The sequence below is a fragment of the Caballeronia sp. LZ035 genome (assembly GCF_031451175.1).
Classification (GTDB): domain Bacteria; phylum Pseudomonadota; class Gammaproteobacteria; order Burkholderiales; family Burkholderiaceae; genus Caballeronia.
The window spans coordinates 13480-36404 of the sequence record NZ_JARUXS010000001.1 but is presented as its reverse complement, the minus strand read 5'-3'; the positions used below and the strand labels follow the sequence as shown (position 1 = coordinate 36404).

Here is a 22925-nt window from a genome sequence, read left to right as displayed (position 1 = left end):
CCCCGGCACTTGAAACAGCATGTTTCGAACCCGCCCGCCGTGCGATCCCGACGATGATACTAGCCCGCGCAAATCGCGGCTTTGTCGGTGAGACCGGCTTCGGCCATAACGGCCCGATTGGCAGCACCCGCGCGAGACTGCTCGCTTGCGCGGGCTTTTGGCGTCGCTACACTGGACTCACCGACCAGAACAAAGACGGGGTGCGACATGACGACGGCCGTGGTGAAACAGGAACTCGCGGTGGCATCGTTCAGCAAGGTCTACAGTCTCGACGACGTGGAGACCGCGCTCAACGAGTTGTCCGAGGGCGCAAGCGAAGCCTTGCGCGCTACCTACGAAAAAATGCTCAAGGTAGGCAATCTGCGCTTCTGCGTGAAGCCGAACCGCATGCCGTCCATCGACGACCTCGCGGCCAGCCTGCCGAATTTCGAGGAGCCGCTCGACGACATCCGCAAGCAGATCGCGCTGTGTCTCGAAACCGATGATCGTCTCGAACTCATGCCCATGTTGTTGCTCGGCGAACCGGGTATCGGCAAGACGCATTTCGCGAAGCAACTGGCGCGGCTGCTCGGCACGACGTCTCATTATGTGGCGATGAGTTCGCTCACGGCCGGCTGGATCCTGTCGGGGGCGTCGTCGCAATGGCGCAATGCGAAGCCCGGCAAGGTCTTCGATGCCCTGGTGAATGGCAGCTATGCGAACCCCGTCATGACCGTCGATGAAATCGACAAGGCCACCGGCGACGCGCAATACGATCCGCTCGGCGCGCTGTACGCGCTGCTGGAGCACGACACCGCGCAGAGTTTCATCGACGAATTCGCCGAAGTGCCGGTGAATGCGGGCAATGTCGTGTGGATCGCCACCGCGAACGACGCGCGCGCGATCCCCGAGCCGCTGCTGAACCGCATGAACGTGTACGAGATTCCGCCGCCCGACCGCGACGGCGCGCGCCGCATTGCACAGGCCATCTACGCCGACATCCGCGAGGCGCACGCGTGGGGCGCGCGCTTTCCTGAAACGCTCGGCGACGCGCCGCTCGACGCGCTTACCCGGGCATCGCCCCGCGGCATGCGACGGGCGATGCTGAATGCGTTCGGCAATGCGCGTATCGACGGCCGGCATCATGTGGAGGCGCGTGACATTCAGCTCGACCGTCATGCGCACAGGAAAGCGATGGGTTTCTGAAAAATCGAAAATGACGAAATTGCCAAAAACGCCCCAAAAACCTGGCAATTTCGACATTTGGCGGCCAGATTCTTGCCTTTTTCCGAATTGCACCGGAAAACGAGGTCATTCATGTGCGTTTGTTGTGTAATGCGCAATAGTCCCAAACGTAGAATACGTGGGACGGAATAGGCGGCGGACAGGACATGGATCGGATCGAATGTGTAGTGATCGGCGCGGGCGCTGTGGGACTGGCCATCGCCCGTGCCTTGGCGTTGCGCGGGCGCGAGGTCATCGTGCTGGAGGCGGGAGAGGGAATCGGCATCGGCACGAGTTCACGCAACAGCGAAGTCATCCACGCGGGCATCTATTACCCGCGCGGCTCGCTGAAGGCCGAACTCTGCGTGCGCGGCCGCGACATGCTGTATGACTTCTGTCGCGCGCACGGCGTGCCGCATCGCCAATGCGGCAAATTGCTGGTGGCCACGGCGCGCAACCAGGTGCCGCAACTCGCGGCGCTGGAACAGAAGGGCACCGAAAACCGCGTGAAGGGGCTGGTGCACTTCAGCGCCGCCCAGGCGAAGGAGATGGAGCCGCAACTGGAGTGCGTCGAGGCCGTCTTCTCGCCGCTCACGGGCATCGTGGACAGTCACCAGTACATGCTCGCGCTGCAAGGCGAGGCCGAGCAGCACGGCGCGAACGTCGTGTTTCATACGCCGGTCACCAGCATCGATGCACGCGAGGGCTGCTTCATCGTCGAGACGGGCGGCGCGTCGCCGGCGCGTTTCCGGTCTTCGTATCTGATCAACAGCGCCGGCCTGCATGCCAACGACATGGCGCGCTCGATCCTCGGCCTCGACGATCGTCACGTACCGCCGCTCTACTTCGCGAAGGGCAACTACTTCAGCGTGAGCGCACGCACGCCCTTCGAGCGGCTCATCTATCCGATGCCCAACGAGGCCGGCCTGGGCGTTCATCTGACGATCGATCTCGGTGGACAGGCGAAGTTCGGCCCGGACGTCGAATGGGTGCCGACGCTCAACTACGACGTCGATCCGCGCCGCGCCGATTCCTTCTATGCCGCCATCCGCGCGTACTGGCCAGGTCTTCCCGACGACGCGCTGCAACCCGCCTACGCCGGCATTCGGCCGAAGCTCTCGGGACCGGGCCAGGCCGCCGCCGATTTCATGATCCAGGGCAAGTCCGCGCATGGCGTGCCGGGACTCGTGAACCTGTTCGGCATCGAGTCGCCGGGATTGACCGCATCGCTTGCGATCGGCGAGCGCGTCGCCGACATGACGCGCTAGATTACGGACGCCTTTCCTTCGTCCTTATCTCCAGCATTTGAGGTCCTCGACCCGCTTCCAGGTTGTTATGCTCGGTTGTCGCCGTCGCCAAGAACGGCGCAACCCCCCAATACACCATGGAGTGAGTCACCATGAAGACATCACGACGCACGTTCATTCTGACCAGCGTGGGCGTCGCCTCGACGCTCGCGCTGGGCGGCCGCACCGCGTTCGCCGCGGATGCGGCGAAGGTCGCGGAGAGCGACCCCACCGCGCAGGCACTCGGCTACAAGGAAGACGCGAGCAAGGTGGACAAGGCCAAGTACGCGAAGTACGCCGCCGGGCAGGACTGCGGCAATTGCCAGTTCTATCAGGGCAAGCCGACCGACGCCTACGCGCCGTGCCCGATGTTCAGCAACAAGCAGGTGGCCTCGAAGGGCTGGTGCAGCGCCTATGTGAAGAAGGCATAACACGCCCTGCGATACCCCGCGCAGCGAACCGAAGCGCGCCCGGCCGCAAGTCCGGGCGCGCTTTTTCGTGTGCGCGATTCGCTTGATCACGGATTAAGGCGTCTTTACACTCGCGAGGAAAAATCAGCCGCGCGTGCGAATCGGTACAACAAAACGCGGACGGCGAAAGACCCGTGGGGCCGGGTTTCCAAGCCGCAGCCCGACGCATGAAGCCCGCATCCACGGCAACCATCGCAACCATCGACCTCAGGGGAACGCATGCCAGCCAGACCACTGAACGCGCGCGCCGTGACGGCGGCTGTCATCGGCAACGCACTGGAGTGGTACGACTTCACGGTCTTCGGCTTCATGACGGTCGTCATCGCGCGACTGTTCTTTCCAAGCGCGAGCGACTATTCATCGATTCTCCTCACCACCGCGACGTTCGGCGTCGCGTTCGTCATGCGGCCAGTGGGCGGCATCGTGCTCGGCCTCTATGCGGATCGGGCCGGCCGCAAGGCAGCGCTGACACTGGTCATCGGCCTGATGACGCTCGGCATCTTCCTGCTGGCCATCGCGCCGCCGTACTCGGCGATCGGTATCGGCGCGCCGCTCGTCATCGTGTTCGCGCGGCTGCTGCAGGGGTTCTCGGCGGGCGGGGAGTTCGGCAGCTCGACTGCATTGCTGATCGAGGCGGCGCCTTTCTCCAAACGCGGCCTGTACGGCAGTTTCCAGATGGCGAGCCAGGCGGCGTCGCTGCTGCTCGGCGCGCTCGTCGGCGCGGCGATCACGCGCGGGCTGTCCCCGCAGGCGCTCGATGCCTGGGGCTGGCGTGTGCCGTTCATCTTCGGGCTGATCATCGGACCGATCGGCCTGTACATTCGCCGCAGCATGTCCGATACCGAAGCCTTCCTGCATGCGCGCAAGACCGCGCGGCGCGCGACGCTCGGCGAAGTTCTGGGCAGCCATGGCCGCGAAGTGCTGTGCGGGCTCGGCGCCGTGGTCGCGCTGACGGTGACGGTGTACGTGCTGATCGCCTATCTGCCGACCTTCGCCGTCAAGCAGCTGAAGCTGCCGCTCGGGCAGTCGTTCACGGCGCTGATCGTCGGCAATCTGCTGCTGACGGTGTTGTCGCCGATCGCGGGCGCGTGGTCGGACCGCATCGGGCGCAAGGGTTTGTCGCTGTGGTCGCTCGGCATCACGTTCGTGATGATCTATCCGCTGTTCGCGTGGCTCGCGGCCGAGCCGAGCGTGCCGCGGCTCGTAATCGTGCAGGCGCTGCTGTCCATCGCGCTCTCGGGCTACTATGGGCCGTTCGGCGCGCTCATCGCCGAGCTGTTTCCCGCGCACATCCGCTCGACCGGACTCTCGCTCGCGTACAACATCGCGGTGATGATCTTCGGCGGCTTCGGACAGTTCATCGTGACCTGGCTGATCCGCGTCACGGAGTCTCAACTCGCGCCCACCTTTTATGTCATGGGCGGACTCGCGCTCTCGTTGATCGCGGTGGCGTGCATTCCCGCGAGGCGCCACGCGGATGTCGACGAAGCGCGCGACCTCAATCGTTAGGCGGCATCGGATGAAAGTGATCGAAAGCGGCAAGTTCAAGGCGGAGCGCGCGTGGGGCGCGCTCGACATCTGCGTGATGAACGGCACCTCGTGCCGGCTGCACTGGACCGACACGCCCTACAAATGGCACATCAACGACGGCGAGGAAGTGTTCGCCGTGATGCAGGGCGAGGTGCGCATGCATGTGCGCGGCCCCGAGGGCGAACGCGTACTCACGTTGCGCGCCGGCGATATCTTCCATGCGCAGGCCGGCGACGAGCATTGCGCCGAACCGGTCGGCGAGGCGCGCATTCTGGTGATCGAAAAAGAAGGAAGTGTCTGACCAGCGCTGGCCGTTCGGACAGGTGGCGCGCTGACGCGGCTGCCGGAGATACTGTGCCCATCGATGTGCGGTTCACGAGCGAGGGCAAGGCATGGTCAGGACGGTTGAGTTGATCGAGCGCGATTACGAAGCGGCGCGTGCGGCTGATCGGCTGGGCGAGTGGGGAACCATGCCGCTGCTCGAATCGGAAGAACTCGTCGTGATGTCGGTGCAGGCGCTGGCGCGCATGGCGTGGCGGGTGGAAGAGGCGGAGCTGGCGCTGGACACGCGGCTGATCGAAGAGTCGTTTGCGTGGTTCGAATCGCTCGGCTATACGGACGAGATGTTTCTCTCCCCGGAAGATTTCGAGAGCGACGGTGTAACCAGGAAGTCACGTGCCACGGAGCGTGCGCTTGAGCCGCGTAGCGTGGGCCAGGCAAAAGGATTGAAGACCGCGTTCGCCGGTTTTCTCGGAACGCTGTTTGCCAAACGCTCCGGGCAGGCCGGATGATGGCGCGAAGCATCCAGTTCTCAAGGCCAAGCTGGCATCACTACCATGCCTGGCGCGTGTCGGACGCGAACATCTTCGAGAAAGTGACCGTGCTGATCAACGAGTGCTGCCGCAGCCCGTTTGCAGGACAGGGCAAGCCGGAACCGTTGCGCTGCAGGAAGGCGTGGTCGCGTCGGATCGACGGGAAGCATCGCTTCGTCTATCACGTCACCGACCTGCAGCTTCTGATTTATAGCTGTCGCGGGCGCTGCGAAGACGAAGACAGCTAGCGCCCGCAAGCGCGCCCTGGCTTATCGTTCGAGCCCGGCCTTCACCAGCAATTCCGCCAGCGCTTCGGTCATGCCGCCTTCGTTGGCATCCGCGCGCTCTTTCAGCTGCTTGACGAGCTTCTCGTCCAGCTTGCATGCGAACGGCACGAGTCCCTTCGCCTGGTCGAGCTTGCGCTGTTCGCGGCGGTCCAGCTTCGCTTCGTCGGCGGCGCCGATGCGCGTCTTTCCGCCGTGTTTGAGGTCGTTGGCAAGCTTGAATGCCTTGGTTTGTTCCAGCTGGAATTTGTTCACGCGATGCTCCGGGGCGGTTTGTTGCCAAAGTCTCGTATTGTACGGAACGCGCCGCCGCCATCCGCGAAAAGCGTCGTGGCCGCTAAGGGTTCGCGTCGGCCAAAGCGTCGATGCGCGCCCGCATGCGCCGCCAGTGCGAGCCTTCCCAGAACACGCGGTGGCACACGTCACAGGTCACAAAGCGCGTATGTCGTTCGCGCACGCCATCGGGCACACGGCCGTCGATCTCACCGGCGCCGGCCGGACGCAAGGGCGCATTGCACATCAGGCAGAGCCGGAACGGTCGCGCGTGCGGCGCGAGTGCAAGCCTGTCCGCCAGCTCGCGCCATTGATCGTCGGCCTGTAACGCGCGCACATAGCAGCCGCGCAGCACCGTGCGGCGCTTGAGCAATTCGCGGTCGCGCGTCAGCACGATACGGCTCTCCGCCTGTGCAAGCCGCTCGATTTCGTCGTCGGCGAAGTTGTTGTCGTAGCGCGTATCGAAGCCGGCGAGCCGCAGCAAGGGCGCGAGACCGCCGAGATGGGCATCGGCGATGAAGCGCAAGTCGGCGGCACGCAGCGGCGGGCGCAGCAGCAGTTCGCCGTGGGCCATGTCCGTTGCCGCGTGCCCCGCTGGATGGATCTCGATGAGATCGTCCGGCTCGATCTGCGTGTCGAAGCCTACCGGCCGGCCGTTTCTCAGGATCGTCGAGACTTCCGTGTGCGGCACGCCGAGCGCCTCGATCACATGCTTGACCGAGGACGTCGGCGAGAACGGGCACGCGAACGTGCGCTCGCGCTGCGGCCGCGCGAGGAAGTCATTCAATTCGCCATGAAAGTGAAAGCGCGCCTCGACCATCCGGGCAGTATGGCATCGGGCGCTCCGGCGCGCTGCCGGACGATGTGCTTAACTGAGGCTCGAACCGAAACGGGCCACGAAGGAGTCATGGAACATGGACATCGGATTTATCGGACTGGGCGAGATGGGCGGCGCGATGGCGAGCAATGCGCTGAAGGCAGGACACACGGTGCGCGTATGGAACCGCTCGCGCGACAAGACCCGCGCGCTCGCGGACCAGGGTGCATCGGTCGTCGATACCCCTGAACAGGCTTTCGCCGGCGACGCCGCGTTCTCCATGCTGGCCGACGATCACGCGCTGCGTTCCGTGCTCGTCGACGGCGCCTTGCTCAAGCATGCGCCCAAAGGACTCGTGCATGTGAACATGGCCACCATTTCAGCGGCGCTTGCCGTCGAACTGACGGAGTTGCACGCCCAGCACGGCATTGCGTACGTCGCTGCGCCCGTGCTCGGGCGGCCGGACGTCGCGGCGGCGGGCAAGCTCAATATCCTTGCGGCGGGCGCGGCTGACGCCATCGATCGCGTGCAGCCCGTGCTCGACGTGCTCGGCCAGAAGACCTGGCGCGTCGGCGACGAACCGCAGCACGCCAACGTGCTCAAGCTCGCGGCGAACTTCATGCTGGCGTCGGCGATCGAGTCGTTCGGCGAAGCGGCCGCGCTCGTGACCGGTCACGGCGTGGCGTCCCAGACCTTGCTCGATGTCATCACGAACTCGCTGTTTCCCGGACCGGTGTACGCGGGCTACGGCAAGATGATCGCCGAGCAGCGCTATGAGCCGGCGCTCTTCAAGGCCCGCCTCGGCCTGAAGGACGTGCGTTTGGCCATCGCCGCCGGCGAGGCTGTCAACGTGCCGCTGCCCGTGGCGAGCGTCGTGCGCGACAACCTCGTCGATGCCCTCGCTCACGGCGACGGCGAGAAGGACTTTGCCGTGCTTGGTCGGGTGGCGGCGCGTCGGGCGGGACGCTGAAGACTGGTTTGTTCACTCGGACAGCGCGTGTTCGGGATTCGCTTGCGCCGCTTACGGCGGACGGCATAATGCGAATCCCTTTCCACCTTCCGCTCCGCCGCAATGAACCTGCATGTCTGGTGGCTGTTCGTCGCCACCGTATTCGTCGTCTCCGCGATTCCCGGTCCCAATATGCTGCTCGTGATGACGCACGGCGCGCGTCACGGCCTCAGACGCTCCACGGCCACGATGGCCGGCTGTCTCGCCGCCCTGATCATCATGCTGTCGGTATCGGCGGCGGGGCTGGGCGTGTTTCTCGACGCCTGGCCGCGTCTGTTCGATACCTTGCGCATGCTCGGCGCGGCTTATCTCGTCTGGCTCGGCGTGAAAAGCTGGCGCGCGAAAGCCAGCGCGATCGAGATCCGCGACGAATCGAACAGCCCCGGCCAGACCGTCCGTTCGCCGCATCGTTTCGTGCTCTTTCGCAATGGCTTCTTCGTCGCCGGCAGCAATCCGAAGGCGATTCTCTTCGCGGCGGCGCTGCTGCCGCAGTTCATCGATGCAAGCCGTCCTGTCCTGCCGCAGTTCGCGGTGCTCGTTGCGACGTTCGCGGTCATCGAGGTGAGCTGGTACGCGGTCTATGCGGGCCTGGGTGCGCGCATTGGCGACCGGCTCAGGAGCGCAAGCGTCGCGCAGGCGTTCAATCGCCTGACAGGCGGAGTGTTCGTCGGCTTCGGCGCGATGATGGCGCTGGTGCGCCACTGAGCCTATCGTCTGCTTGAACGGGTGCATGACTTGCTTGAGTGGCCATGCTTCATTCGGTTGCGAACAGACATTCGCTTTCGCCCGGCGGATAGTGGCGCTCGTCCACCGGTTGGCGGCGAACCCAAGAAGAACAGATAAAAAGGAGGCGCCTGATGCATTCGACTGTCCGACGCGTGACTCGCGCGACACTGCTCGTGGCAAGTTGCGCTGCGTTCGTGCTCGCTTCGACCGCGCGGGCCGACGACACGCCCAGTCCCTGCAACGCGCTCAAACGCATCGTGGCTGCCGCACCGAATTTTGCGTCGCTTTCGTCGTTCGATGGCCGTCCCGTCGCGCTGTCCTACGGCGACGATGCCCAGTGTGCCGCGTCACAATCGACCTATCGCTGCACCTGGACGCCGCATGGCGGCTCCAGCGCCGACGCGTTGCAGAGCGTGGCGGCGGACATCGCCGCCTGTCTTCCGGACGCGACGCATGATCAGAATTCCCCCGCCCGGCAGCATTTCTATCTCGGCGCACGCGGTGCGCGCACCGACATCACGGCGGCGCAAGCGGGTTCGAACCGGTTGAAACTCGAAGTCTCCGGATCACGCTGAGGCCATCGTGAGCAAGCGCATCCTCATAGCCGATGACGACGACGATGCGCTCGCGGGCCTCGCCCACCTGCTGACCGCGATGGGTCACGAAGTGGCGCTGGCGGGAAACGGCGCGCAGGCGGTGGAAGTGGCGGCGCAGTTCGCGCCGGATGTGGTGATCCTGGACTTGGGCATGCCGATGGTCGACGGTCTGGCGGCGGCGCGCGCGTTGCGCCTTCTGCCGCACGGCCACGCAATGATGCTGGTGGCACTGACTGGCTGGGGCCAGCCGCAGCATCGCGAGATGACGCTCGACGCCGGTTTCGACGTGCATCTCGTCAAGCCGATTGCTGCGGATCAACTGCAATTCATCCTGTCGATGACCCAGCCTTAACGGGTCCGGAACTCCGGAGACACGGTGTGGAACCGGCGCAACAGCGTATGTTGCATCGCATCATAAGCGTCGGTATAGTTACTCCTGTCTCCTCCATGTCTCCACTGATATGGATTCAGCCCGCCCACTCGGCGGGCTTTTTTTTCGTCTGCGGCTTTTGATGTTGCGTGCGCTCAAATAGCACAAAAGGCCGGTGCGCCTCGCAGCGAACCGGCCTTTTGTCATCCAGTAGCGACAATCAGCGCGAGAGTCCTGCTTCTTCGTCAGCGCCGATGGCCAGGTTCATGCACTGGATCGCCGCGCCCGACGCACCCTTGCCCAGATTGTCCAGCCGCGCCACGGTTACGAAGCGCTCATCGTTGCCAAACACGAAGATGTCCACGCGATTGGTGTCGTTGCAGGCCTGCACGTCGAAGAAACCGGCGTCGAGATTGCTGTCGGCGTCGAACGGCATCACGCGGACGAACGGCTCGTTGTTGTAATACTCGGCCAGCATGTCGCGCACGTCCTGCGGCCTGGCGGGACGCGTGAGCTGATTGGGCGAGAAATAGGTCGTGACGGCCAGGCCCTTGAGGAACGGGCCGACGATCGGCGTGAAAATCGGTGCGCGCTTCAGTCCCGTGCGCACCGACATTTCCGGCAGATGCTTGTGCGTCAGCGCGAGCGCATAGGCGCGCGGGCTCATCAGCAGTTCATTACCGCCCGCTTCATACTCCGCGATCATTTTCTTGCCGCCGCCGCTGTAGCCGGTGATGGAGTAGGCATGCGCGTCGAAATCGGCGGGAACGAGACCGCCCGCGACCAGCGGCTGCACCGACAGCACGAATGCCGAAGCGTGGCAGCCCGGCACGGCGATCCGTTTGGCCGTACGCAGACGTTCACGCTGCGCGCGCGCCAGTTCCGGCAGGCCATACGCCCAGTCGTCCTGGGTGCGGAACGCGGTGCTCGCGTCGATCATCGCGGTGCGGGTGTTGCCGGCATCGACGAGTGAAACCGATTCGCGCGACGCGACGTCCGGCAGACACAGGAACGTCACATCGGAAGCATTGATGAGGCGGCGGCGCTCCTCGACGTCCTTGCGCTTCGCATCCTCGATGCGCAACACCTCGATGTCACGGCGTTGCGACAGATATTCAAAAATCTTCAGGCCGGTGGTGCCTTCCTGTCCGTCGACAAATACTTTCGTGGTCATCTCGATCTCGCTGGTTCGTGCGGCCGCTCGCCGCAAAACCGCTATTTTAAGGCGATTCCGAGGCGGCCTCGTGTCCGCCGTTTTCCGGGGCCGCCGCATTGCCGGTCCAGCGCGCCGTCACGGCCGCGATGCGCGCGCCGAATGCCTTCGCGGTTTCGAGATCGCCGGGCGGGGGCGCTTCGTCGGGTGACGCGTCCGCAGGCGATTGCGTCAGCAAGCCCGTGAAGCCGCCGATGAAGTTCAGGTCGTTGCGGGTGGCCGCCTTCGTGTTCGACGGCATCATGCCGGTGCCGGCCCAGATCATGCCGTGCTGCATCGCCAGGGTGACGAAGTAGGAGATGGTCAGGAACTTGTCGCCGTTCATGTGCGCGGAATTGGTGAAGCCCGCCGCGATCTTGTCCTTCCATTTCTGCGCGAACCAGGGCTTGGAGCTGGCGTCGGCGAATTTCTTGAAATCGGCGGACGGGCCGCCCATGTACGTGGGCGCGCCGAAGACGATGGCATCGGCGGCGTCGAGGTCATTCCATGCGGCGTCGTCGAGGTCCGCGACGGCAATCAGCCTGACGCTCGCGCCTGCTTCGGTCGCGCCGGCGAGCACGGCTTCGGCGACCTTCTTCGTGTGGCCGTAGCCGCTGTGATAGACGATGGCAATAGTCGGCATGATGGGCCTGAGTCTTTCCATGTCGGGCGGCCAGCGGTCAGCATGTGTAGAAGGGCGCCAGCGCGCCTCGCCTGAATGCGCCGCCGCCGGACGGTGGAGAACGGTGGGGAAGGGTTCCGGCCAGTCTAGCAAAGTCGGCCAAAGGCTTACCGGCGCGACCGCACGGTTCGCGAACGCTATGGCTAGCGGCCGTAACTGAAGGTCAGCTGCGCCGTGGCAATGGCCATCGTGCGGATTTCATGCTCGAACATCAGCGCCGGAGTGCCCTGGCGCAGCCGCAGGTCGTTGCTGTCGAGCGCGTAGACCGTCACCACATAGCGGTGCGCCTTGCCGGGCGGCGGGCACGGACCGCCGTAGCCGTCGGTGTCCCAGTCGTTGCGGGCCTCGATCGCGCCCATCTTGCGCAGCACGCCCGATGCGCTCGCGTTGTTCGGCAGGCGCTCGGTGCCGCCGGGAATGCCCGCGACCGCCCAGTGCCACCAGCCGCGCCCGGGCGCGTCCGGGTCGAAGATGGTCACCGCGAAGCTGCGCGTGTTTGCCGGCGCGCCGCGCCAGGAAATCTGCGGCGAGCGGTTGCCACCGGTACAGCCGGCCTGGTCGAACAGCAGATCACGCCCGATCGGCTTGCCCGGCGCAAGGTCCGCGCTGGTCACGGTGAAGGCAGTGTCGGCCGCCGCATCGCGCGAAAAAGGCAACGCCGCGGCAGCGCCAAGGATGAAAAGGACAGATGCGACCAGGCCACTCGATTCCCCGCTTCGACCAGTAAGGCGCATGGGCCAAACTCCTTTCAAAATCGTTGCGGTTAATCTGCGATTCGCTGACCGAAACGACGTTTTTTGTCTCATGGATGCGCTTCCTGACAGGTTGCAGTTTAACATTGCAACAAAGGTTTAAAGCCTTGATCGCTTGAGAGTTAACCAATGGCGTGGGTTTGTTTTGCTTTTGGACGGGAAAGCGAACGGGACGGTGAGGCCGGTCTTTTCCGAACATATTGAATGAAAAAATGAATAATTCGATGCAAATTCGCACGGCACGTCAACCATCCATTTACGGGAGATTTGAATGAGCCAGCGAATAACGGTCATCATTGCAGACGATCATCCAGTGATTTTGTTCGGCGCCACGCAGGCGCTCAGCAAGTTTCCCGAAATCGACGTCGTGGGCCAGGCGCGCCAGTCGACCGAACTCATCCAGCTCCTGCAAAAGACGCCCTGTGACGTCCTCGTGACCGATCTCGCCATGCCCGGCGGCTCGTACGGCGACGGCATGCCCCTGCTCGGCTATATCGGGCGGCAGTTCCCACGCGTGAAGCTCGTGGTGCTGACCATGCTCGAGAATCCGGCGCTGCTCAAACGTCTGCGCGAGGTGGGCGTCATGTCCATCATCAACAAGGCTGACGACATGAACCACATCGGCTGGGCCATCCAGCACGTGATGCGGTCCCAGGAATATCTCGGTCCGTCGGTCAAGGCGGCGCTCGACAGCATGGGCCTCGCCACGAACGGACAGCAGCGCGGCGTGATTCTTTCGAAACGCGAATTGGAGGTTGTGCGCCTGTTTGTCTCGGGCATGACGATTACGGAAATCGCCGCGCAGTTGCGGCGCAGTATCAAGACCATCAGCACGCAAAAGAATACGGCCATGCGAAAACTCGGCATCGAGCGTGATTCCGAATTGTTTCAATATGCGCAGAGCAACGGATTAATGAATCTCTCGGCCTATTCCGGCGACGGCAGTATCGACGACTCTCCGGTTTCAAGCTCACACACGCTGTAAGCGCAGTATCGCGGAATAAATAAAAAAGCCGCTGACTCAGTCAGCGGCTTTTTTGTCAGCGGTTTTTGGCGCTCTTTCGGCAGTGGATTTTTGTCTTTAAGCAGCCTTCAGGTAGAAACGCTTATTGGGGAGCAGCGGTCGCGCCGCCATGAGCCGCCGACCATTCAGCCGGCGAATGCAGGAATTTCTCGACTTCATCCAGCGTCTTCGTTTCGAAGTAGCCCTGTTCCTTGGCCACCCGCAGGACGTCCCACCACGTGGCGAGCGCGTGCAGGTCGACGTCGATGTCCTTCAGGACCGACACGCTTTCCTTGAAGATGTTGTAGTGGAACAGCACGAAGCAGTGATTCACGGTCGCGCCGGCGGTGCGCAGCGCGTTGATGAAGTTGATCTTGCTGCGGCTGTCGGTCGTCAGGTCTTCGACCAGCAGCACGCGCTGGCCTTCCGTCAGCAGACCTTCGATCTGCGCATTGCGGCCGAAGCCCTTCGGCTTCTTGCGGACGTATTGCATCGGCACCATCAGGCGGTCGGCGATCCACGCGGCAAACGGAATGCCGGCCGTTTCGCCGCCGGCGACCGCGTCGATCTGCTCGTAGCCGACGTCACGGAGGATGGTCGACTCGGCCATTTCCATCAGGCCGCGGCGCACGCGCGGGTAGGAGATCAGCTTGCGGCAATCGATATACACCGGGCTCGCCCAGCCGGACGTGAAGATGTACGGTTTTTCCGCGTTGAAGTGCACCGCCTGGACTTCCAGGAGCATCTTGGCGGTGGTGTCGGAGATCGTCTGGCGATCGAAGCCTGTCATGGGCGAATCCTTGGACTTGATGTGACGCTTGCTGAGCGTGGAGGCGGCCGTGAGGACCTTTGGCGCGGGTTCGACGCGAAAGAGCCGCTCGACGACGGGCTGTTGACGTGTGCCGCGCGTGCCGGCGGGACGAAGCGCCGTGGCGCCCGGGTCCCGAACCGTGCGGAGCCAGCCCGGGATTTTACCCGAGGCGGCGTGCCGGAGCGAGGACCCCGGCCGAACGGACGGCGTGCCGGATGACTCCGCCAAAGGTACGCCTGGCCGCTCAAATCCGACGAAACGGACATCGCACGCGCTGAAACCCGAGCTGAAACGTTGCATCGCGTCATTTCAAAAGCGGGGTGTACACTGGACGTCCAAAAAATTCCGAACGCCCCGTCTGCTCGTCTTATCCGGCCAGCAGCATGTTGCGCCTACCCGGCGCGTCGGGCCTGCGACACCTGGTCCATCGATTCACATTCCCGCATTCACGGTAGCGGTCGACGGCAGTGTGAACCCTGTTCAAATAATTTCCAACGTCTCAGGTCAATCATGGACGAACAACTGAAGCAAAGCGCCCTCGCGTATCACCAGAATCCGCGTCCGGGCAAGATCTCGGTCACGCCGACCAAACCCCTGTCCAACCAGCTCGACCTCTCGCTCGCGTATTCGCCGGGCGTGGCGGCCGCGTGCATGGCAATCTACGACGAACCCCTCGACGCGCAGAAGTACACCTCGCGCGCGAATCTCGTCGGCGTTGTCACGAACGGCACGGCAGTGCTCGGTCTCGGCAATATCGGCCCGCTCGCGGCCAAGCCGGTCATGGAAGGCAAGGGCTGCCTGTTCAAGAAGTTCGCGGGCATCGACGTCTTCGACATCGAGCTGGCGGAAACGGATCCGGACAAGCTCGTCGACGCCATCGCGATGCTCGAGCCGACGCTCGGCGGCATCAACCTCGAGGACATCAAGGCGCCGGAATGCTTCTATATCGAGAAGAAGCTGCGCGAGCGCATGAAGATTCCCGTCTTCCATGACGATCAGCACGGAACGGCGATCATTGCGTCGGCGGCGATTCTCAACGGCCTGAAAGTGGTCGGCAAGAAGCTCGACGAAGTGAAGCTGGTGTGCTCGGGCGCGGGCGCGGCGGCGATCGCGTGCCTGGACTTGCTGGTGCACCTCGGCCTGAAGAAGTCGAACACGCTGGTGATCGACTCGAAGGGCGTGATCTATGAAGGTCGCGGCAATCTGGACGCGTCGAAGGAGCGGTATCAGGCGAGCACCGAAGCGCGCACGCTCGGCGACGCGATGCACGGCTGCGACGTCTTCCTCGGTTGTTCGAGCGCCGGCGTGCTGAAGCCGGAGATGGTCGTGACGATGGCGGACAAGCCGCTGATCCTCGCGCTGGCGAATCCGGAACCGGAAATCCGTCCGGAAGACGCGAAGAAAGTGCGTCCGGACTGTATCGTCGCGACGGGCCGTTCGGATTATCCGAATCAAGTCAACAACGTGCTGTGCTTCCCGTTCATCTTCCGCGGCGCGCTGGATGTCGGCGCGACGACCATCACGGAAGAGATGAAGCTCGCGTGCGTGCATGCGATCGCCGAGCTCGCCGAAGAAACCGATCAGGGCGATGAAGTCGCGAAGGCCTATGAAGGTCATTCGCTCGAGTTCGGTCCGGAGTATCTGATTCCGAAGCCGTTCGATCCGCGCCTCATCATCAAGATCGCGCCGGCCGTTGCGCAGGCTGCGATGGATTCGGGCGTCGCGACGCGTCCGATCAAGGACATGGATGCCTATCGCGAGACGCTCGGCGCGACCGTGTATCGCACAGGCATGGTGATGCGGCCGGTGTTCGTGGCAGCGAAGGCCGCGCCCGCGCGCATCGTGTTCGCGGAAGGCGAGGACGAGCGCGTGCTGCGTGCCGCGCAGTTCGTGCTGCTGGAGAAGATTGCGAAGCCGATCATCGTCGGCCGGCCGGCGGTCGTGGAAATGCGTCTGCAGAAGATGGGCTCGAAGCTGAAGCCGGGCACCGATTTCGAGATCGTGAATCCGGAGGACGATCCGCGCTATCAGAAGAGCTGGCAGGCGTATCACGAGATCGCCGCGCGCGACGGCGTGACGCCCGAAGGCGCAAAGGCCGCGCTGCGCAAGTTCAACACGCTGATCGGCGCGATCCTGATCCACACCGGCGACGCGGACGGCATGATCTGCGGCCTGATCGACACGTATCAGGACCATCTGAAGTTCGTGGATCAGGTGCTGGGCAAAGCGAAGGGCGCGAACAACTTCGCGGCGATGAACCTGCTGATGCTGCAAGGACGCAATCTGTTCATCAGCGACACCTACGTCAACGAGTCGCCGACCGCCGAGCAGCTTGCCGACATGACGATTCTCGCCGCGCGTGAGATCGAGCGCTTCGGTGTGCAGCCGAAGGTGGCGTTGCTGTCGAACTCGAACTTCGGCAGCGTGCCGAGCGCGTCGAGCAAGCGCATGGCCGAGGCGCGCAAGCTGATTGCCGAGCGCGCGCCGACGCTGGAAGTGGACGGCGAAATGCACGGCGATGCTGCGTTGTCCGAGGCGGTGCGCAAGGCATCGTTCCCGGGCACGACGTTGACGGGCGAAGCCAACCTGCTGATCATGCCGAATGTCGAAGCGGCGAACATCACGTACAACCTGCTCAAGATGGTGAGCGGCGAGGGCGTGACGGTGGGGCCGTTCCTGCTGGGTTGCGCCAAGCCGGTGCATATCCTGACGCCGGCGGCGACCGTGCGGCGGATCATCAACATGACCGCGGTGGCGAGCGCGAATGCGAGCGTCGCGAAGGCGAAGTAGGGCGGCTGGGTTCTGATGCTTTGATGTGATGTGAAAAACGGCGATCCGGGTGACTGGATCGCCGTTTTGTCTGGTGCTGCGAGTTCGGAAGGGATCAGGTCTCGCCCTGCATGATGCCGGTCATGAACGGGTCGAAGGGCCTGTTTGCCGGGTCGACTTATAGCGGGTTTAGCGAGTTTAGGGAATTTCGATAACTTCGCTAAACTCGCTATGACTGATCAAGAACGCCACCAGAATTCAGCGAGGTGTCAGGCGAGAGGAGAAAGGCCGGCCTCTCTCCCCATCCATTCCCTCAAGCCACCTGCCGCTTCTCCGTACCTTCACCACCACGCCACCGCCCCAGCAACTTCTCCCACTTCACCTTCGCGGCCTTCACATTGTTTTCCTTGATGTGTCCATAACCGCGCATCGCGTCGGGCAGGCTCGCCAGTTCGATCGCCAGCGGCAACTTCTGCACCGTCAGCCCGTCGATGAGTTCCCGCACCAGCGCCTCGTACTCGCCGATCAACGCCCGCTCCATCTTCCGTTCTTCGGTACGACCGAACGGATCGAGCGCCGTGCCGCGCAGGAACTTCAGCCGAGCCAGTACGCGCATCGCGGACATCATCCACGGGCCGTACTGTTTCTTGATCAGATGCCCGTGCGCGTCCTTCTTCGACGTGCTCGGCGGCGCGAGATGCATCTTGATCTTCCAGTCGCCTTCGAAGCTGCTCTTCACTTTCTCGATGAACGCAGGGTCCGCATACAGCCGCGCGACTTCGTATTCGTCCTTGTAGGCCATCAGCTTGTGCAGGTTCTTCGCGACGGCTTCTGTCAGCGCATACTGGCCGTCGCCCATGCCGAGGCTGGCTTCGGCCGTGCGCACTTCCGCGATGATTCGCCCATAACGCGACGCATACGCGCTGTTCTGATACTTCACCAGATAGTCCAGACGCTTTTCGATCAAACTGTCCAGCGCCTTCGGCGTATGCAGCGCAACGACCTTGCCCGCCGCGCTCTCCGTGCCGCGTTGCCCCTGCGTCAGCCTCTGCACGGCCTCGAGATCATGCGCGGCGCGGCGTCCCCACTCGAACGCGGCCAGATTCTTCTCGACCTGCACCGCGTTCAGCTCGATCGCGCGCATCAGCGATTCATGTCGCAACGGCACCCAGCCCTTCTGCCACGCGTAACCGAGCACGAACGGGTTGGTATAGATCGCGTCGCCCATCAGCGCGACGGCAAAACGGTTCGCATCGACGAGCGCGACATGCTGGCCCGCCGCCGCGCGGATATCCGCCTCCGCGCTCGCGCCGGGGAAACTCCAGTTCGGGTTCTTGATGAAGTCGGCGGTCGGCGTCTGCGCGCTGTTCACGACCACGCGCGTATGGTCGGGCTGCATCCGCGAGCCACATTCGTTGCTCGCCGTCACGATCGCATCGCAGCCGATCACCAGGTCCGCCTCGCCCATCGCGATGCGGGTCGCATGAATGTCGGCCGGACGATTGGCGATCTGCACATGGCTCATCACCGCGCCGCCCTTCTGCGCGAGACCGGTGACGTCGAGCACCGTGACGCCCTTTTGCTCCAGATGCGCCGCCATGCCGAGCAGCGCGCCGATCGTCACGACACCCGTGCCGCCCACGCCCGTCACCAGCACGCCATACGGCCGCGCGATTTCAGGCAGTTCGGGCGTCGGCACGGGAGGCATCGTATCGGCGCCGACGCTCGTCGCTTTCGGCTTCTTCAACTGCCCGCCCTCGATCGTGACGAAGCTCGGGCAGAAGCCGTTCACACACGAATAGTCCTTGTTGCAGGTCGACTGGTTGATCTGCCGCTTCGTGCCGAATTCGGTTTCCAGCGGTTCGACCGACAGACAGTTCGACTTCACGGAACAATCGCCGCAGCCTTCACAGACCGCCTCGTTGATGACGACGCGCTTCGCCGGATCGGGGAACGCGCCGCGCTTCCTGCGGCGGCGCTTTTCAGTCGCACAGGTCTGGTCGTAGATCAGGATCGACGTACCCGGCACCTCGCGCAACTGACGCTGGATGGCGTCGAGCTCATCGCGATGATGTACGTCGATGCCCGGTGCAAGACCGGTCGTGGCGGTGTATTTCTCCGGCTGATCCGTGACGATGACGATCTTCGCTGCGCCCTCGGCCGCCAGCTGATGCGTGATCTGCGGCACGGTCAGGACGCCGTCGACGGGCTGGCCGCCGGTCATGGCGACCGCATCGTTATAGAGGATCTTGTAGGTGATGTTCACCTTCGCCGCGATCGCCGCGCGAATCGCGAGCAGACCCGAATGGAAGTAGGTGCCGTCGCCGAGATTGGTGAAGACGTGCTTGTCGTTCGAAAACGGCGCCTGCCCGACCCACGCGACGCCTTCGCCGCCCATCTGGCTGAAGGTGCTCGTGTTGCGATCCATCCAGACCGTCATGTAGTGGCAGCCGATGCCCGCCATCGCGCGCGAGCCTTCCGGCACGTTGGTCGAGGTGTTGTGCGGGCAGCCGGAACAGAACCACGGCTTGCGCTCCGCTTCGACGCGCGGCCGTGCCAGCGCTTTTTCCTTCGCGTCGATCACCGCGAGTCGCGTCGCGATGCGGGCACGCACGTCGGCGGGCAAATCGAACTTTTCGAGACGCGTGGAGATCGCCTTCGCAATGATCGCCGGCGATAGCTCATAGTGCGCGGGCAGCAGCCAGTTGCCCATCGGCACGGACCATTCGCCGCCCGCGCCGTCTTTTTCGTCGAACTTGCCGTACACGCGCGGGCGCTGGGCGTCCGGCCAGTTGTAGAGCTCTTCCTTGATCGCGTATTCGAGAATCTGGCGCTTTTCCTCGACGACCAGGATTTCCTCCAGACCGCGCGCGAATTCATGCGCGCCTTGCGCTTCGAGCGGCCAGACGCAGCCGACCTTGTACAAGCGGATGCCGATCTGCGCGCAGGTGGCGTCATCGAGACCGAGGTCGGTGAGGGCCTGACGCACGTCGAGATACGCCTTGCCGCCGGTCATGATGCCGAAGCGCGCATGCGGCGAATCGATTTCCACGCGGTCCAGCTTGTTGGCCCGCACGTAGGCCAGCGCGGCGTACCACTTGTAGTCGAGCAGACGGGCTTCCTGCACGAGCGGCGGATCCGGCCAGCGGATATTGAGCCCGCCTTCGGGCATCGCGAAATCAGTGGGAAGCACGATTTGCGTACGATGCGGATCGATATCGACGGAAGCGGACGATTCCACGACGTCGGTCACGCATTTCATCGCGACCCACAGGCCGGAGTAGCGGCTCATCGCCCAGCCATGCAGGCCGAAGTCGAGATATTCCTGCACGTTCGACGGAAACAGCACCGGCAGGCCGCACGCCTTGAAGATGTGTTCGGACTGGTGCGCGAGTGTCGACGACTTCGCGGCATGGTCATCGCCGGCGAGCACCAGAACGCCGCCATGGCGCGCTGATCCCGCGGAATTGCCGTGCTTGAAGACATCGCCCGAACGGTCGACGCCCGGGCCCTTGCCGTACCACATCGAGAACACGCCGTCGTACTTGGCGCTGGGGTAGAGATTGACCTGCTGCGAGCCCCACACGGCGGTGGCGGCAAGATCTTCGTTCACGCCCGGCTGGAACACGACCTGATGGCCGGCGAGATGCTTTTTCGCCTTCCAAAGGGATTGGTCGAGACCGCCAAGAGGAGAACCGCGATAGCCGGAGATGAATCCGGCCGTATTGAGCCCGGCGGCCTTGTCGCGCTCTTGCTGGAGCATCGGCAGGCGCACCAGCGCCTGAATGCCGCTCATATACGCGCGGCCGCGTTCGAGCGTGTATTTGTCGTCTAGCGTGACTGATTTCAACGCGGCTTCTAGCGAAGCTCTTTGTTCTGCGTCTAGCGGGGCGTTCATTATGTGTCTTCCTCCACCCGAGGTTTGGGATCACCAAAGCATGTTTCGGGCCGTCCGCGTCTTGTGAACGCTCGGCCGCGACTTCCAGTGTGCCGATGCGGCGGTTTTTCCGGCACTGGGACAAACCCGTTAGAAATTACTCATCTAACAGCGCTTTGCGTCAAATCTTTGACGATTTGGCGGCGATCGAGAGGGTTTTGTTACAGCGTGTAAAACCGGGGGTGCAATGGAACCCTCGGGCTCAAGCCTGTCTAAAATGGCGCTTCCGGTATTTTCGCGCCGTTCCTTGTGCGTGCATTTTTCACCCGGAAGCAGGCAGTACACATGCAGTTAGAAGGAGATAACGATGAAACAACGCCACATTCAGAATTTCTTGATGGTCTCGACCGCCTTCTTCGCGATCAGCGCGCCGGTCGGCGCGCGCGCGCAGGGTGCGTCGCCATTCGGGGCGTCGTCGGTTGCACAGGTCGCGCAGATGCGCGTTCAGTCCGTTCAGGCAGGCGCCGAGAAGCGCCGCGCATCGGAGAGCAGCGACGACGAGACGGCGGGCTGACCCGCTCGCGGGATTCGTCCATCGGGGCGGATCGCTGAAAATGACGAAAAGGGGCATGAACCACTAGGTTCATGCCCCTTTTCCTTTGCCGGGCGTTTCAGCCGCCTAGCCGGCCGTGGTGTCCTTCAGCACGCCGCGGCGCATCTGATCCAGTTCGATGGATTCGAACAGCGCCTTGAAGTTGCCCTCGCCGAACCCCTGGTTGCCCTTGCGCTGGATGATCTCGAAGAAAATCGGTCCGATCTGGTTCTCCGTGAAGATCTGCAGCAAGATTTCGTCCTTGGTGCCGTCGATGAGGATCTTGCGTTTCTTCAACTCGGCGACGGATTCCACATGCCCCGGCACGCGCCGGTCGACCAGCTCGTAATACGTGTCGATGGTGTCGAGCAGTGCAATGCGCGCGCTGCGCAGGCCATCGACGGTCGTGTAAATGTCGTTGGTGCCGAGCGCAATGTGCTGAATGCCTTCGCCGCGATAGGCGTCGAGATATTCCTGAATCTGCCCGGCGTTTTCCGAGCCTTCCTCGTTGATCGGAATGCGGATCTTGCCGCACGGCGACGTCATCGCCTTCGACTTCACCGCCGTCACCTTGCCCTCGATGTCGAAGTAACGCACCTCGCGGAAGTTGAACAGCCGCTCGTAGAACTCGGCCCATTCGACCATGCGGCCGCGATGGACGTTGTGCGTCAGGTGATCGATGTAGGTCAGGCCGTGGCCAACCGGATTCTGCTCGGCGCCGGGAATCGGCTCGAAGTCGACGTCGTAGATGCTGATGTCGCCGATGCTGCCAGGCTGCGCGCCGTTCTTGCCGCGCCAGCGGTCCACGAAGTAGATCAGCGAATCGCCGATGCCCTTGATGGCCGGGATGTTCAATTCCATCGGGCCGGTCTTGTTGTCGAAGCCCCAGGCGCCGAGTTCGAGCGCGCGCTGGTAGGCCTTGGCGGCATCGGCGACGCGGAAGGCAATCGCGCAGATGGACGGGCCGTGCAGGCGGGCGAAGCGTTGCGCGAACGAATCGGGCTCGGCGTTCACGATGAAGTTGATCTCGCCCTGGCGATACAGCGTGACGTCCTTGTGCCGATGCCTGGCGATGGCCGTGAAGCCCATCTGCTCGAACAGCTTGCCGAGCGCGACCGGATCCGGTGCGGTGTACTCGATGAATTCAAAGCCGTCGGTGCCGACGGGATTCTCCCAGGTCGTTGCGGTCATGCGGTGTCTCCGATAAGGGGTCTGCGCGAAAGCGCGACGTGAAGACAGTCTAGCCATGTCGATGCGGCAAAAACTTGCGAAACACATCGCCACTTCATAGACTTGCGCTAGTTCATGCCAAAAATGTACAGAAAGGAGCCAGGAAATGGCCGAACCCGAAGTCGACGCCGAACTGGACACAATAGACCGACGCATTCTGGCGATCCTCCAGGAAAACGGACGGCTGTCCAATCAGGAAATTGCTGAGCGAATCAGTCTTTCACCGAGTCCGTGTTTGCGGCGCATCCGACGGCTGGAGGAAAGCGGCGTCATTCGCGGCTACGTCGCGCTGCTCGATGCGAAGAAGCTCGGCCTTGGCCTGCTGGCCTATATCAATGTGCGGCTGGAGAAACGCGGCGGCACGCAAGCCGCAGCGGGTACGCCGAAGACGCCGACGCACGGCGACCTGTTCCGCGAAGCGGTGCGTTCGTGGCCGGAAGTCGTCGCGTGCGACGCGATGACGGGCGAGATGGACTTTCTGCTGCGGGTGCAGGTGCGCGACATGGATGATTTTTCCCGCTTTGTGCAGGAGCAGTTGCTGCATCACCCGTCGGTCATCGATGTCAGGTCGAGCTTCTCGCTCGAACGCATCAAGGAAACGACAGCATTGCCGCTGCGTTGACAGGCGCCAAAAGCACAAG

General features: G+C 63.3%; 23 protein-coding genes. 15 read left to right on the top strand and 8 right to left on the bottom strand.

Annotated features, from left to right (window positions below):
* The first annotated feature begins 207 nt into the window (after positions 1 to 207).
* From QCE88_RS00175 to QCE88_RS00145, 7 genes are all read left to right on the top strand, one after another.
* Complete coding sequence (locus tag QCE88_RS00175; RefSeq protein WP_309898129.1) at positions 208 to 1185, top strand: AAA family ATPase; 978 nt, start codon at positions 208 to 210, stop codon at positions 1183 to 1185.
* 185 nt (positions 1186 to 1370) lie between these two features.
* On the top strand, positions 1371 to 2471 hold the full coding sequence (locus QCE88_RS00170; RefSeq protein ID WP_309898127.1) for an NAD(P)/FAD-dependent oxidoreductase: 1101 nt from the start codon (positions 1371 to 1373) through the stop codon (positions 2469 to 2471).
* Positions 2472 to 2602: 131 nt separating this feature from the next.
* Positions 2603 to 2920: a high-potential iron-sulfur protein gene (locus QCE88_RS00165; RefSeq protein ID WP_309898126.1), complete on the top strand. Its 318-nt coding sequence runs from the start codon at positions 2603 to 2605 to the stop codon at positions 2918 to 2920.
* A 258-nt stretch (positions 2921 to 3178) separates the two neighbouring features.
* The gene (locus tag QCE88_RS00160; RefSeq protein WP_309898124.1) at positions 3179 to 4468 is read left to right on the top strand and encodes an MFS transporter; all 1290 of its coding nucleotides are present in this window, start codon (positions 3179 to 3181) and stop codon (positions 4466 to 4468) included.
* A 10-nt stretch (positions 4469 to 4478) separates the two neighbouring features.
* Entirely contained in the window at positions 4479 to 4790 is a 312-nt protein-coding gene (locus QCE88_RS00155) for a cupin domain-containing protein (protein WP_309898121.1), read from the top strand.
* Positions 4791 to 4899: 109 nt separating this feature from the next.
* Positions 4900 to 5280, top strand: a complete 381-nt coding sequence (locus QCE88_RS00150) for a hypothetical protein (protein ID WP_309898119.1) — start codon at positions 4900 to 4902, stop codon at positions 5278 to 5280.
* Complete coding sequence (locus QCE88_RS00145; protein WP_309898117.1) at positions 5277 to 5549, top strand: Txe/YoeB family addiction module toxin; 273 nt, start codon at positions 5277 to 5279, stop codon at positions 5547 to 5549. The genes QCE88_RS00150 and QCE88_RS00145 overlap by 4 nt, the downstream gene beginning before the upstream one ends.
* Before the next feature lie 21 nt (positions 5550 to 5570).
* Here the strand turns inward: QCE88_RS00145 and QCE88_RS00140 are convergent, their stop codons facing one another.
* Entirely contained in the window at positions 5571 to 5840 is a 270-nt protein-coding gene (locus tag QCE88_RS00140; RefSeq protein WP_309898115.1) for a hypothetical protein, read from the bottom strand.
* Positions 5841 to 5922: 82 nt separating this feature from the next.
* Entirely contained in the window at positions 5923 to 6678 is a 756-nt protein-coding gene (locus QCE88_RS00135; protein ID WP_309898112.1) for a Mut7-C RNAse domain-containing protein, read from the bottom strand.
* A gap of 52 nt (positions 6679 to 6730) precedes the next feature.
* Between QCE88_RS00135 and QCE88_RS00130 the strand changes: the two genes are divergently transcribed.
* The 4 genes from QCE88_RS00130 (at position 6731) to QCE88_RS00115 (ending at position 9358) form a co-directional block, all read left to right on the top strand.
* Complete coding sequence (locus QCE88_RS00130; protein ID WP_309903276.1) at positions 6731 to 7645, top strand: NAD(P)-dependent oxidoreductase; 915 nt, start codon at positions 6731 to 6733, stop codon at positions 7643 to 7645.
* A 102-nt stretch (positions 7646 to 7747) separates the two neighbouring features.
* Complete coding sequence (locus tag QCE88_RS00125; RefSeq protein WP_309898111.1) at positions 7748 to 8389, top strand: LysE family translocator; 642 nt, start codon at positions 7748 to 7750, stop codon at positions 8387 to 8389.
* A 152-nt stretch (positions 8390 to 8541) separates the two neighbouring features.
* Positions 8542 to 8985 carry a hypothetical protein gene (locus QCE88_RS00120; RefSeq protein ID WP_309898108.1) on the top strand — a complete coding sequence of 148 codons (444 nt, stop codon included), beginning with the start codon at positions 8542 to 8544 and terminating at the stop codon, positions 8983 to 8985.
* A gap of 7 nt (positions 8986 to 8992) precedes the next feature.
* The gene (locus QCE88_RS00115; RefSeq protein ID WP_309898106.1) at positions 8993 to 9358 is read left to right on the top strand and encodes a response regulator; all 366 of its coding nucleotides are present in this window, start codon (positions 8993 to 8995) and stop codon (positions 9356 to 9358) included.
* Positions 9359 to 9596: 238 nt separating this feature from the next.
* Here the strand turns inward: QCE88_RS00115 and argC are convergent, their stop codons facing one another.
* The 3 genes from argC to QCE88_RS00100 all read right to left on the bottom strand — a co-directional run bounded on the left by argC (position 9597) and on the right by QCE88_RS00100 (position 11984).
* Positions 9597 to 10550 carry an N-acetyl-gamma-glutamyl-phosphate reductase gene (gene argC / locus QCE88_RS00110; protein WP_309898104.1) on the bottom strand — a complete coding sequence of 318 codons (954 nt, stop codon included), beginning with the start codon at positions 10548 to 10550 and terminating at the stop codon, positions 9597 to 9599.
* Positions 10551 to 10596: 46 nt separating this feature from the next.
* The gene (locus tag QCE88_RS00105) at positions 10597 to 11211 is read right to left on the bottom strand and encodes a flavodoxin family protein (protein ID WP_309898101.1); all 615 of its coding nucleotides are present in this window, start codon (positions 11209 to 11211) and stop codon (positions 10597 to 10599) included.
* A 182-nt stretch (positions 11212 to 11393) separates the two neighbouring features.
* Positions 11394 to 11984: a YbhB/YbcL family Raf kinase inhibitor-like protein gene (locus QCE88_RS00100; RefSeq protein ID WP_309898099.1), complete on the bottom strand. Its 591-nt coding sequence runs from the start codon at positions 11982 to 11984 to the stop codon at positions 11394 to 11396.
* Positions 11985 to 12273: 289 nt separating this feature from the next.
* Between QCE88_RS00100 and QCE88_RS00095 the strand changes: the two genes are divergently transcribed.
* Positions 12274 to 12987: a response regulator gene (locus tag QCE88_RS00095; RefSeq protein WP_309898097.1), complete on the top strand. Its 714-nt coding sequence runs from the start codon at positions 12274 to 12276 to the stop codon at positions 12985 to 12987.
* A 121-nt stretch (positions 12988 to 13108) separates the two neighbouring features.
* Here the strand turns inward: QCE88_RS00095 and QCE88_RS00090 are convergent, their stop codons facing one another.
* The gene (locus QCE88_RS00090) at positions 13109 to 13795 is read right to left on the bottom strand and encodes an orotate phosphoribosyltransferase (protein ID WP_309810461.1); all 687 of its coding nucleotides are present in this window, start codon (positions 13793 to 13795) and stop codon (positions 13109 to 13111) included.
* A 531-nt stretch (positions 13796 to 14326) separates the two neighbouring features.
* Here QCE88_RS00090 and QCE88_RS00085 point away from each other — a divergent pair.
* The gene (locus QCE88_RS00085) at positions 14327 to 16606 is read left to right on the top strand and encodes an NADP-dependent malic enzyme (protein WP_309898095.1); all 2280 of its coding nucleotides are present in this window, start codon (positions 14327 to 14329) and stop codon (positions 16604 to 16606) included.
* 292 nt (positions 16607 to 16898) lie between these two features.
* Here QCE88_RS00085 and QCE88_RS00080 read toward each other — a convergent pair whose 3' ends face one another.
* Positions 16899 to 20483: an indolepyruvate ferredoxin oxidoreductase family protein gene (locus QCE88_RS00080; protein ID WP_309898093.1), complete on the bottom strand. Its 3585-nt coding sequence runs from the start codon at positions 20481 to 20483 to the stop codon at positions 16899 to 16901.
* Positions 20484 to 20829: 346 nt separating this feature from the next.
* Here QCE88_RS00080 and QCE88_RS00075 point away from each other — a divergent pair, with 346 nt between their 5' ends.
* On the top strand, positions 20830 to 21036 hold the full coding sequence (locus tag QCE88_RS00075; RefSeq protein WP_309898091.1) for a hypothetical protein: 207 nt from the start codon (positions 20830 to 20832) through the stop codon (positions 21034 to 21036).
* A 105-nt stretch (positions 21037 to 21141) separates the two neighbouring features.
* Here QCE88_RS00075 and hppD read toward each other — a convergent pair whose 3' ends face one another.
* The gene (gene hppD / locus QCE88_RS00070; RefSeq protein WP_309898089.1) at positions 21142 to 22245 is read right to left on the bottom strand and encodes a 4-hydroxyphenylpyruvate dioxygenase; all 1104 of its coding nucleotides are present in this window, start codon (positions 22243 to 22245) and stop codon (positions 21142 to 21144) included.
* A 145-nt stretch (positions 22246 to 22390) separates the two neighbouring features.
* Here hppD and QCE88_RS00065 point away from each other — a divergent pair, with 145 nt between their 5' ends.
* Positions 22391 to 22906 carry an Lrp/AsnC family transcriptional regulator gene (locus tag QCE88_RS00065; RefSeq protein WP_309898087.1) on the top strand — a complete coding sequence of 172 codons (516 nt, stop codon included), beginning with the start codon at positions 22391 to 22393 and terminating at the stop codon, positions 22904 to 22906.
* Positions 22907 to 22925: the final 19 nt, after the last annotated feature.